9 protein-coding genes are annotated in these 12,094 nt (G+C 35.1%); 3 read left to right on the top strand and 6 right to left on the bottom strand.

Features of this window, described 5'->3' with window-relative positions; all coding sequences use genetic code 11:
- Nucleotides 1-695: 695 nt before the first annotated feature.
- The 3 genes from JNUCC74_RS05885 to motA are packed head-to-tail and all read right to left on the bottom strand — an operon-like array spanning nucleotide 696 to nucleotide 3,962.
- Nucleotides 696-2,390 (bottom strand): methyl-accepting chemotaxis protein, encoded by a 1,695-nt coding sequence (locus JNUCC74_RS05885; protein WP_454067285.1) that lies wholly within the window; start codon nucleotides 2,388-2,390, stop codon nucleotides 696-698.
- A 38-nt stretch (nucleotides 2,391-2,428) separates the two neighbouring features.
- Nucleotides 2,429-3,184: a flagellar motor protein MotB gene (gene motB, locus JNUCC74_RS05880; protein WP_454067284.1), complete on the bottom strand. Its 756-nt coding sequence runs from the start codon at nucleotides 3,182-3,184 to the stop codon at nucleotides 2,429-2,431.
- Nucleotides 3,177-3,962, bottom strand: a complete 786-nt coding sequence (gene motA / locus JNUCC74_RS05875; protein WP_077319957.1) for a flagellar motor stator protein MotA — start codon at nucleotides 3,960-3,962, stop codon at nucleotides 3,177-3,179. Before motA ends, motB begins: the two co-directional genes overlap by 8 nt.
- Nucleotides 3,963-4,620: 658 nt before the next feature.
- On the opposite strand from motA, the gene JNUCC74_RS05870 reads away from it, so the two are divergent.
- Both JNUCC74_RS05870 and JNUCC74_RS05865 read left to right on the top strand, forming a co-directional pair.
- The gene (locus JNUCC74_RS05870) at nucleotides 4,621-5,487 is read left to right on the top strand and encodes a methyl-accepting chemotaxis protein (RefSeq protein WP_077319956.1); all 867 of its coding nucleotides are present in this window, start codon (nucleotides 4,621-4,623) and stop codon (nucleotides 5,485-5,487) included.
- Between the two features lie 60 nt (nucleotides 5,488-5,547).
- The gene (locus tag JNUCC74_RS05865; RefSeq protein WP_454067283.1) at nucleotides 5,548-7,005 is read left to right on the top strand and encodes an aldehyde dehydrogenase family protein; all 1,458 of its coding nucleotides are present in this window, start codon (nucleotides 5,548-5,550) and stop codon (nucleotides 7,003-7,005) included.
- 327 nt (nucleotides 7,006-7,332) lie between these two features.
- Here JNUCC74_RS05865 and JNUCC74_RS05860 read toward each other — a convergent pair whose 3' ends face one another.
- Nucleotides 7,333-7,779 carry a hypothetical protein gene (locus JNUCC74_RS05860; RefSeq protein ID WP_454067282.1) on the bottom strand — a complete coding sequence of 149 codons (447 nt, stop codon included), beginning with the start codon at nucleotides 7,777-7,779 and terminating at the stop codon, nucleotides 7,333-7,335.
- 716 nt (nucleotides 7,780-8,495) lie between these two features.
- On the bottom strand, nucleotides 8,496-8,711 hold the full coding sequence (locus JNUCC74_RS05855) for a hypothetical protein (protein ID WP_077319953.1): 216 nt from the start codon (nucleotides 8,709-8,711) through the stop codon (nucleotides 8,496-8,498).
- Nucleotides 8,712-9,620: 909 nt separating this feature from the next.
- On the opposite strand from JNUCC74_RS05855, the gene JNUCC74_RS05850 reads away from it, so the two are divergent.
- Nucleotides 9,621-10,676, top strand: a complete 1,056-nt coding sequence (locus JNUCC74_RS05850) for a dipeptidase (RefSeq protein ID WP_454067281.1) — start codon at nucleotides 9,621-9,623, stop codon at nucleotides 10,674-10,676.
- 399 nt (nucleotides 10,677-11,075) lie between these two features.
- On the opposite strand, the gene JNUCC74_RS05845 is transcribed toward JNUCC74_RS05850, so the two are convergent.
- On the bottom strand, nucleotides 11,076-12,092 hold the full coding sequence (locus tag JNUCC74_RS05845) for a LacI family DNA-binding transcriptional regulator (protein ID WP_454067280.1): 1,017 nt from the start codon (nucleotides 12,090-12,092) through the stop codon (nucleotides 11,076-11,078).
- Between the last annotated feature and the right edge of the window lie 2 nt (nucleotides 12,093-12,094).

Below are 12,094 nucleotides of genomic sequence, written 5' to 3'. Positions count from 1 at the left end.
TTTAAAAAACGAACAATAAATCGTCCTTGAGTATACGCAAGTTTTTAGCGGAGTCCACATATGTAGACTCCTCTCGGGAATAGCTCGAGCTGAAGATCCTACAGGAAAGCGATCTTTGCTTTCCGAGGAAGCTGAGGAGACCTGTGGAAAGCAAATATGTTGACGTAGCGAGGATAGGAATTTTTTACACTATAGAAAGTATAAAATTTTTATGGTTTATCCCGCATGTAAGGTGCCGTAAGACTCTCACTTCAAAATCTTGGAGTTGATACAAAAGGGTCTAAGTGGGAGAAGACGGCACCTAAATGCCCGATTCGTTCAAGGACCTTAGGTCATACCCTTGTGGTACTAACATTCAGTAGGAGATGGAAGAAAACTCCTACTGAATGAAGTTTCACTTTATCGTATAAGAAAAACTATGGCTTTCGCTAAAGACTTGGCGCCAAGCCAATTCTTTCTAAACACAAACAAACCGAACAATTATAAATGAATTGTTCGGTTTGTGATATTTAGTATTTGCTTATGTCCCAACCCGTTTAGGGAATCTTATTTTCAACTTAACATGTGGCTATAAGAACTTATGCTAAACTATATTGCTCCTTACACTCATTGTATGAATTTTATACCTTTTTACCTAAACCAAGAACATGCATTTTTTTAAAAATTGTGCTATCCCCATTTATCCTTAATCGTCACTATAATGAAAATCGTTTAATTAGTGTCGTTAACTCATTTGCTAGACCTGAAAGTTGCTCTGCATTTGCAGTAACCTGCTCCATAGAACTGCTAGTTTGTTGTGTGGCGGCAGAAGTCTGTTCAATTCCAGCAGCTGATTCTTCGGAAATTGCAGCTATTTCTCCAACAGAACCATTCATTTCTTTACTATTTTCAGTAACTCGATCAACATGACTCTTAACAGTAGAAATGTTATCCGTCATAGCATTTACTGCATCATATATTGTTTTAAATGTATCTTTTGTCTTTGTCATTTGCTCTGATCCTGCAGATACTTCTCCGTAACCTTCCTGAAGCGCAACAGTAACTTGATCCGATTCTTTTTGAATTGTATTAACTACATTAGTGATCTCACTTAATGACTCCGAAACCTGTTCTGCTAACTTTCGTACTTCATCTGCAACAACCGCAAAACCTTTTCCATGTTCTCCAGCTCTTGCTGCTTCAATAGCTGCATTTAATGCAAGCAGATTTGTCTGCTCCGCAATTTCGCCAATCACAGTTACTAATTTTGATATTTCTTGCGTTTTGACATCAAGACTCTGTACGCCTTGAACAGAATCTTTAACAATTTGGTCAATTTTTTTCATTTGTTCATTTGTCGATTCCATAGTATCAAATCCGGATTGGGTTTGTTGTAACACATCATTAGAAAATGTTTTTATGCTATCACTACTATGGTCTACTTCTTGAATCGTAGTATTCAAATCATTCATCATACTAGACAAACTTCCTGCATGATTTGCCTGGTTTTCTGCACCTGAAGCTAGTTCTTCCATTGTAGCAGCAACCTGCTCTGTACCTTGTTGCACTTCATTGGCAGCTTGGGTTAATACACGACTTTGGTCATTGACAGTTCCAGCTACATCCTTAATTCGATTTAGCAATTCTTTTAATTGTTCATTCATTATGTTTGTAGCTGTCATTAATTGAGCAATCTCATCTTTTCCTTTTACTTGTAATGGTTCCCCGCTTAAATCACCATTAGCAATTTGATTCATCCGTTCCTTCACTCGATGCAATGGCTTTGCAATCGCAATTGCTGTCATATATGCTATAACAATGCCTAACACAACTACAACCGCCATCAAAATTGCTGCAATAGTTAAAATCGTATTACCTATATCGATTACAGACTTCCCTTTCTCGGTAATACTATCTTCTCTTAATTGAGCCAATTCCTTGAACCCATCAATTAGTTCGATACCAATTGGTTGCATTTCTTTTTCCATAATCCTTCTCGCTTCAGCTTTATTACCTTTCTCATATTCCTTAAAAAACTTATTTGTCAGATGCCCCCACTCTACTTTTTTATCCATTAAATCTTTTACCTTTTGCGACTTATTATGTTTAAGAATAAATTTTTCCAGTTCAGTCGTTTCCTCAACTGTATCTTGAAATGATTGTTTATATTTTTCATCATCATACAATAAATATCCTCTAAGAAAACCTGTCCGTTCTGCAGTATTTATCGCCATCTTTTCCTGAGCTACTAATAATTGCATGTCCTTATTGATAATTTCTTCGGTATTTTTATTGCTGTTATAAATTCCGATAATATTGGTAATGCCTAATAACAGAACTAATGCAATAATGACAGAAAATGAAAAAATCAATTTCATTTTAATACTTCTGGCAGCAAACAACTTGTGCATGATAAGTTCCCCCTAATTTGAGTGGTTTATTCATTACTTTATTTTTCGGGTTTAATTTTGTAATTGGGCAAAATAAGTACTTCGACCCGTCGATTTTTTTCTCGATTTGCTTCATTCGTATTTGGAACAGCAGGACGATGCTCCCCGTATCCCTTTGCACTAAATTTCGTAGGATCTAGCTCGTCATTATTAAGTAACAATTGCATAAAATTGACTGCACGAGTTACACTAAGCTCCCAATTAGAGGAGAACCCTGAATAATTAATTGGCTGATCATCCGTATGACCACTTATAACTACTTCACGAGGCGGATCAGTAGACAAAAAGTCCGATACTTTCTCAGCAATCCTTTTTCCTTCCTTTGTCACCCTAGCGCTACCAGAATCAAAGGAAATGTTATTAAGAATTGTTATTAAGAGTCCTTCATCCTGTAATTTTGTCTGTAGCGTATTGTCTAAGCCTTCTTCCATAATATATGCATCGATTTGTTTCTGAATGGCTTCAAGCTCTTCTAATTCCTGCTCACCTTTCGTTCTTTCCTTTTTTTGATCCTTTTCCTCATTATTATCCGCTGCAGGCAAGTCCTGTAAAGAAGGACTATTTTCTAAGATTCCTTCACCACCGGAAAACTCACCCTGAAACACTTGCGCCAGTTCTTTATATTTTTGAGAATCTACTTTACTCATAGCAAATAAAACAATAAATAAAGCGAGTAGAAGTGTTAATAAATCTGAATATGGTAAGAGCCATGACTCATTCACATGATGTGATTTTTTTTGTTTGTTTTTACGCATCTTCCTCCTCTCCTTTTAATGCATGAAATTCTTTTGTTGATAAATAAGATCCAAGCTTATCCTTAACTACCATTGCTGAGTTTCCGGCTGTAATAGATAACAATCCTTCCACCATGATTTCTTTCATTCGCACTTCTCGTTTTGATTTTTCACGTAACTTATTAGCAAACGGATGCCACAATACATATCCGGAAAAAATCCCCATTAGTGTAGCCATAAATGCGGCTGAAATTGCATGTCCAAGTACCTCCATATCTTGCATATCACCTAGTGCAGCGATTAACCCGATAACCGCACCAAGAACACCTAATGTAGGTGCATAAGTTCCTGCTTGGGAAAAAACAGCGACTCCTTCCTCATGCCTTTCTTCCATTGCATCAATTTTTTCCAACATCACTTCGCGGATAAATTCAGGAGATTGACCATCAACAACAAATTGCAATCCTGAACGTAAAAAAGGATCTTTTGTCTCCCGTAATTGCTTCTCCAATGATAAGATGCCTTCTTTTCTTGTTTGCTCTGCCAATTTCGTAAACATTAGTACTACTTCTTGATAATCCGTTTGTTGATCATCAGAAAAGACTATTTTAAGCAATGAAGGAACTTTTTTGATCGTACTGATTGGGAATGCAATACATACAGATGCAGCAGTCCCAACAAAAATAATTAAAATCGCTGCTGGATTAATTAATGCGCCCAAGTGTACTCCTTTTAAAACCATTCCTACCCCTACAGCAATAATTCCTAAAATAATTCCAATAATTGAAGTCTTATCCAAGCTGCCTTCCTCCTATTCCACACTTGTTTGATCCATGTATTCAGTTCTCTCTATGTTATGTGTCCCTTTTAAACAAAACAACGCTCATATTCTTCCTTTCTATGGGTTAACTAAAGCCTATACTTGCTTTTAAATTGAATCGTTTTTTATCTTAGTAAGAATACAAATACCAATTCCGCATATTTTTTCTATCGGCAAGTCACTAAAATATATAAAGCCTGAAATATAAAATAAACTATTTTTTATAAGCATAAAGTTCTATTTATTATCCGATTATTAGTATTAAAGTCTTATTTGTATACCAATGTCAATAAGCACTCTGCTTAAAATATTAATATCTGATTGTTTTATACCGATACTAGTAGAAGCAAGCTTTTTCTTATTTAAACCATACGTTTTTGTTCTTTTTGCAACAAAGTAAAATTACACATCTCTTTATTATTTAAAAACATGGTCCATTTACCTTGAACTGCCTAAGCAATAGAGGGAAACTTCATTCCATGTCCTACTGAATGTTAGTACCGCAAGGGTATGACCTAAAGGCACTTGAACGAGCCGGGTATGTGAGTGCTATTGTCTCCCCCTTTGAACTTCCTCGTATTCATGCTTGGATATAAGGATCTTAGATGCGAGATAAAAATAGATAGGAGAGAGAAACATGAATCAGCCAGCAATTACAGAAGTTGAATTTCATCCCTTAATTCGATCATTTATTTCAGTCGGTCCATTTTTACAAGATCTCATTAATGAAGATATTACGATTGGTATTTATGATACCGAGAAACTGATCACAAACTTCCCGGCGAAGACATTTTCCTTAAATGTGAAGCCAGGTGACCCTTTAGTAAAGGGAGATATTGTTACAAATGCCATTCAACAAAATAAAAATCAAGCAGCCCTGGTGCCAGCCGAATTATTTGGTGTTAATATAATTGCTCGAGCGATTCCTTTACATGATGAAGCAGGCAATGTGATTGGTGGAGTAGGAGTGGGCTATAGCGTTGATAAAGCAAATCAATTAGCAGAAATAGCTGAAAACCTCTCAACTGTTTTTAATGAAGTAACAAACACCATTCAGGACATGGCGGAGTCTATGACAGATTTAGCTAATCATATGTCGTTAATATCTGAGAAAGCTACTAACGTTACAAAACAAGTAGGTACGATTGAAGAAGTATCAGACGTTGTTAAAGGAATTGCCGATCAAAGTAACTTATTAGGACTTAATGCAGCGATTGAATCAGCAAGGGCAGGCGAACATGGTAGAGGCTTTTCTGTCGTTGCGGATGAAATTAGAAAAATGGCGAATCATTCTAAAGAACAAGTATCAGATATTCATACGATTTCGAACAAAATTAAAGAAGTTATTTCTACTTTAGATACGTACATTCAAGAGGTCAATGCAGAATCAGACAGTCAATCTGCTGCTATTGAAGAACTTACTGCAACAGTACAAGAGATTAATAGTAATATTCATTCACTTTCCCAACTAGCTCATGAAAACTTAGCACTTAAGAATGAATAATATATCAGATGGTGAATACAAAACATACATGGCGGACTTTATAATATAGGAGCGAGTAAAATGACATTTAAAAATTTACCGAGTCAATATATTAATGGAGAGTGGCGTGAAGGAATCTCATCACTTTCCATGGAAAATAGAAACCCTTATTGTGGAGAGCTGATTGCCACTTACAAAGCAGCGAGCAAGGAAGATTTGGATAAAGCTTACCACGCAGCAGCTATGGCTCAACTCAAATGGTCTCAAACAAACCCAGTAATTCAACGAGAAGTATTTGAAAAAGCAGTACAATATATTGAAGAAAATCATGCAGCTATTGTAGATATTATTATAGAAGAAATAGGTGGTACTAGATTAAAAGCTGAATTTGAAATTGGTTTAGTTATCAATCTTATTAAAGAAGCATCCACCTTCCCATTTCGAATGGAAGGTAAGATATTGACATCCCCTATCGATCATAAAGAAAACCGGGTATATCGTGTTCCAATCGGGGTTGTTGGTGTAATTAGTCCTTTCAACTTTCCATTCTTTCTATCAATGAAATCTGTTGCTACAGCTCTTGCTACAGGGAATGGTGTCGTCTTAAAGCCACATGAACACACATCAATTACAGGCGGAACGATGATTGCAAAAATCTTCGAGAGCGCTGGTTTACCAAAAGGATTACTTAATGTAATTACAACAGAAATTTCGGAAATTGGTGATTTATTTATCGAGCACCCTATCCCTAGAGCAATTTCGTTTACAGGTTCTACAAAAATTGGCAAGCATATTGGTGCAGTAGCCGGAAAAAACCTAAAGCAAGTTCACTTAGAATTAGGTGGTAACAGTGCGCTCATTGTTCTAGAAGATGCAGATTTAGAATTGGCAGTAAGTGCTGCTGTATTTAGCCGTTTTACACATCAAGGGCAAATTTGTATGTCAGCTAATCGATTAATCGTTCATGAAGCTATTTATGAAGAATTTGTTGAGAAGTATATTGCGAAGGTTGCTACACTAACATGCGGCGATCCAAAAAACCCTAACACGATTATCGGACCATTAATTAATGAGCAGCAAGTAAAAGTAACAAGAGTCTTAATTGAGAAAGGAATTCGTGAAGGGGCAAACCCAATTATAAAAGGCAACATCACCGGTAATATAGTAGAACCAGTTGTGTTCACTGAAGTTACCCCAGATATGAAGATAGCACAAGAGGAAGTGTTTGCACCAGTCATTTCTATTTTAAAAGTTTCTAATGAAAAAGAAGTGATTGAATATGCAAATAACAGCTCATACGGACTTAGTGGTGCTATTCATACAAAGGATGTGGAACGTGGAGCTCAGCTTGCTAAACAATTAGATACAGGTATGGTCCATATCAACGATACAACAATTAATGATGAACCACATGTTGCATTCGGAGGTGTCAAAAATTCCGGGATTGGCAGGTTAAACGGTGAATGGAGTTTGGATGCCTTTACTACTATAAAATGGATAAGTATTCAACATCAAGCAAGGCAATATCCATATAGTTAACATGGATGAATACGATTATTAGATTATAATCCACCAAAGTTTATTCTTTTATTAAAGTTCGCATTTTTATGGTCTATTAATTTAAAAAAAGCTTTCGTAATTGATTTTTACTTTTACAATTTATAAATAGAGCGATCACGAATAAGTGGTCGTTCTTCTTTTCCTTATACTGCTTTGATTCCTGGATATTACAATTTTTTCATCATCTTAATTTTAAAACTGATTTAGCAATACAAATTGTTCAATTAGTTTCACTACATTTTACGATGTTCATAAAATCGATATTCTTTTTAATACGAAAAAAATAAGCCTGCAATCTGCACGCTTCTAACTTTTTAACAATGCGACCTCTGCTCTTGTCTCCACTATATCTCCACATAGGATCATAAACTTCTTATCTACTTTGCGTATATCTTCCTTTAATTCTCCTTTCATTTCTTGAATTGTTGTTTCTAAGGAATCAATTTTGCGCTCCATAATACTAATCCGCTTTTCCATTCCATCTGAATTTACTTCTAGCTTTCCTACTCTTATTTCTAACTTATCGACTTTTTCTTCTAGCTTTCCTACTCTCATTTCTAGCTTATCGACTTTTTCTTCTAGCTTTCCTACTCTCATTTCTAGCTTGTCGACTCTAGCCTCTAATCTATCTATTTTTTCCTCTAACTTTCCTATCCTTGCTTCTAATTTATCAACTTTCAAGCTGAGTTCTTTCACATCACTGGACAATTCCATTATAGCCTGAAATATATCCTGTAATGTTACTTGGCTCATACACCTCTCCTCCTTTATTTACTACAGATTATGCTTAGTATACCACTTTCAAAATATTACTAACAAGTAAACATATTTCAATTTTAACTGGGCTTGAAGCAACTAAAAAATATTATTATCCCTATAACAAAATAGCAAATCCAGCTCTTATTCTACTCGAAAATCTATTTTATTGATTAACTTTTAAGCAGATATCTTTAAGCAATTCTTTGACTAATGCTTCCTGATAACCCGCTTTCTTTACTTGTTTCATTGCTTAAACTAGCTGATTCAAAGAAGGATGTTCAACCGTTCGAGTTACTTTAACCTTCCAGCAGGGATGACGCGCATGAAAAACTCCGAATGCCACAGCAGATAATCCATATGCTTTATGAATATCTTCTGTAGCTCGCTATTAATAGGAGCAATATCTCAGATTCTCAGCTGTTAAAAGCTTGCTTCTAGTACTTTTTTTAATGATTGCATTTGCACAAATATCACCTTACAAATACGAATTTAATGTCATTGTAATATGTTTTGGTTCATATCCACAAGCCTTATATCAATTTGTAAACTAAATTGACATTTTTGTCAGGCTTCCCTTTAAAACCTAAAACGTTTTACGATATTAAAACAACTGTATCTGCTTTATTGACATTACCAAAACTCTTATCTGGACTTTTAAGTAAAAAAAATAAGCCTGCATTTGCACGCTGTAAAAATAATCTTTAGTGATTTTAATTAAGCCCTTGTCCATTTGCAACTGAAGCCCGTCTGTTTATATAATGTAAATCCCGCTCCAGCCCATCTATGTTTACTTTCATAAATTGGATACGTTGCTCCAATTCATCATAATCGTCATCTACTTTACGACTGTTTACCCGTATGTCTTCCAATTCATCCATCATACCGGTAATCATATGTAACAGATCCTCCATCTTTTCTTTGGTCAATCTTTTTCCCCCTTTTCAACTGTTCATCTTAAAAGAAAACTTGCTCCTTTATATAAACGAGCTTTTATCCAAGAAAGTTTTCTTCCACCCCTGCAAATATAAACTGACCACTTATTTTCTCTCACTTTTCCATAATGGATATGAGCAATAATAATAAATAGAAGATGATTAAAAAAACAATGCACCCGTTTAAAAATAATCAGCTTTTCAAAATATCGGTCTAACAGAACATCGATTAATTTCACACCATACTTAAAATTGATAATGTAAGACTGCAATAAAAGAAATAAAAATGAAATTCAAAGTAGGCTACAGTTAGCTTAGCAAAATAAAACAAAGGTCAACAAGTGCATTTTGAAGGATTTTACCAATCAAGTGTAGGTATAAATAAGCATAGGAAAACTAAGTAAACAAGCCCAGCTTTTGTAATGCATTTGTCGGTATTTTATCGATATCTTTCCTGTCAAAGCTTAAAAACTATATATGTTATATATAAGGTATTCGGTTGCGCCTGATAGTACCCACTCATTCCCTTTTCAAATTTTTCCGACTCATCTCCAATCTTGGGAAGTGAAAAAATTCATATTTTTTAAATATTTTTTGGTATAACTGTTATCAAATTGTTGTTGTTAAGTAAAGCTTCTATAAAAGGCTGTATGTTGGCTCCCTACCGGATTTTTCAAGCTAAAATTAGGTGAGCACTTAGATTAGGGAGAAGGGAAAAACAGCTATTTCTTTACATATGACATCTAAATTTATATTTAAACAGAAAATTTACTACTTTTTATGATAAGCTGTTTCTAGTAACTAATTCCTTTGTTAACCATTTCAATTTGTATTACGTTTTATTGGAAACGGGAACTACCTAACAACCCAAAAATGCCTTTTGGCAGTAAAGGAGAATAAAAAGTGGAGAATATTCCTATATTCGATGGTCATAATGATACTTTATTAAAACTACATACTTCTGCTAATCATGAATTAGAATTTTTTAATGAAACCGAGTGGGGACATATTGACTTTCCCCGTGCAAAAAAAGGAAATTTTGGGGGTGGATTTTTTGCCGCTTTTACACCAAACAAAAATTACCATATGGAATCTGCGCAATATCTTACCGAAAGCGGTTATGATATCCCTCTTCCTCCACCAATCGATCAACCAACTGCTTTAAACTATACAAATGCATTAGCAGCTATACTGTTCAAACTTGAATCCGAGTCAAATGGTGGATTTAAAGTGATAAAAAATATCGATCAATTAATCGATTGCTTAAATAATCAAATTCTTGCAGCTATTTTTCATATAGAAGGTGCTGAAGCAATTGATACTAATTTTGATGCACTTCATATTCTTTATCAAGCTGGCTTACGTTCATTAGGGATTGTTTGGAGTCGCCCCAATCAATATGGGGAAGGGGTTCCTTTTCGTTATCCATCGTCACCCGATATCGGAAATGGATTAACCGATGATGGGAAAAATTTAGTTAAACAGTGTAATCGATTAGGAATTATGATCGATACGACTCATTTAAATGAGAAAGGCTTCTGGGATGTTGTAAAAATTAGTGAAGCTCCGATTGTAGCAACACATTCTAATGTGCACACTATTTGCCCAATTTCCCGTAATCTGACCGACAATCAATTAGCAGCAATCAAAGCAAGTAATGGAGTAGTAGGAATTAATTTTGCTGTCAATATGTTGCGAGCAGATGGAAAATTTGAAACGAATATATCATTAGATACAATTATCCAACATATTGTTTATATTGCTGAAAATTTTGGAGTTGACCATGTTGCTTTAGGTTCCGACTTTGACGGCACAACGGTTCCAGACAGTATAAAGGATGTTACCGGACTGCCAAAGCTTATGAATCAATTAAAAACTTACGGTTTTACCAATGAGGAGTTAACAAAGATTGCCTACAAAAATTGGGTCAGAGTATTAGTGGATACATGGAAGGAATGATTATGAAGTATCTAGTAAAAAATGCTATTGTTGCTGTTTTCATCAGTATAAAAAAGTAACAACTATTGCCAGTCAATATTTTATAATTACTTAGTGTCGTGCAACTTTATATAGATGAAATGATTAGAAAATCCTAGGTGGTTGATCTGAAAATTTATACGTAACAGTTTTTATTTAAAAAGCAGTTTAAAAATGATACATCGAATTTCTTCGTAAAGCTTGTTTCTCCCTTCAGTTATCCCATATCACTGTAAGATGATGTTAGCTAACAAAACGATCGCTCGAGCTAGACGACGAAGCTACTTTTCAAAAAATTAACCCCAATGAAAAAAGATAAATTTCCTAAGCAACAAAAAAAGAACTAAAAGTGGTATTTTTTTCACCACCTTTTAGTTCTTCTTAGCCTTTTGCAACTGAATCCCTATACACGATTTTGTATGGAATAATAATTCGTTTATCCGGTTCAGCTTTCGATTGTGTTTTTTCAATTAACGCTTTTGCTGATTGAGCACCGAGTTGATAAATTTGAATATCGACTGTGGTTAAAGCCGGGTTCGTAATTTCAGATAAGTAAACATTGTTAAAGCTTACCAATGAAACATCTTCTGGAACATGAAATCCTAACTCTTCAAGCGTACTTAGCACACCTAAACTCATTAAATCATCGCTAACCACAATTCCAGTAGGTGGTTGCTTCAGCTTTAACAATTCTTCTACTGCTTTTCTTCCACCAGATTCGAGGAACTCAGCATGAATACTATACGAGCTTGAAATAGGAAGACCTGCTTCTTTTAAAGCTGCTTCATAGCCATTTTCTCGATCCATTGTCACCACTAAATCTCTTGAACCACCAATAAAGGCAATCCGCTTATGACCTTCTTGAATTAAATACGTTGTAATTTCTTTTCCAGCACTGAAGTTATCATTGTCAACATGCGTTATTTCATTAATATATTCTGAAGGTTTCCCAACCATAACAAATGGGAAGCCCTTTTCTCGTAAAAAGTTCGCGATTCGATCATTCACTCGTGAATATAATAAAATAATACCGTCTACATAACTGCCGTAAACCATTCGTTCCACTTCGGCAAAAATCTCATCCTCTGTTTCTCCACTGGATAAAGTCATGGAATATTGCATTTTATGAGTAATAGAGCCAATGCCGCGCAATACTTCAGGAAAAAATGGGTTTTGTAATGATTTATCGGCAGAGGAAGGCATGACTACCCCAATTGCTTTTGTATATTTAGCAACCAGGTTCCTCGCATTGATATTAGGATGATACCCTAATTCTTTCATTGCTTTTCTTACCTTCTTTTTCGTTTCGGCACTAATACGCGGATTATCTGCAATCACTCTGGAAACAGTAGAAGGTGAAACACCTGTTGCCTTTGCTACATCTTTAATTGTTACCATTA

The organism is Cerasibacillus sp. JNUCC 74, assembly GCF_053667775.1.
Note: the sequence above shows the minus strand (reverse complement) of the source record. Positions and strands in the feature narration are given on the sequence as shown.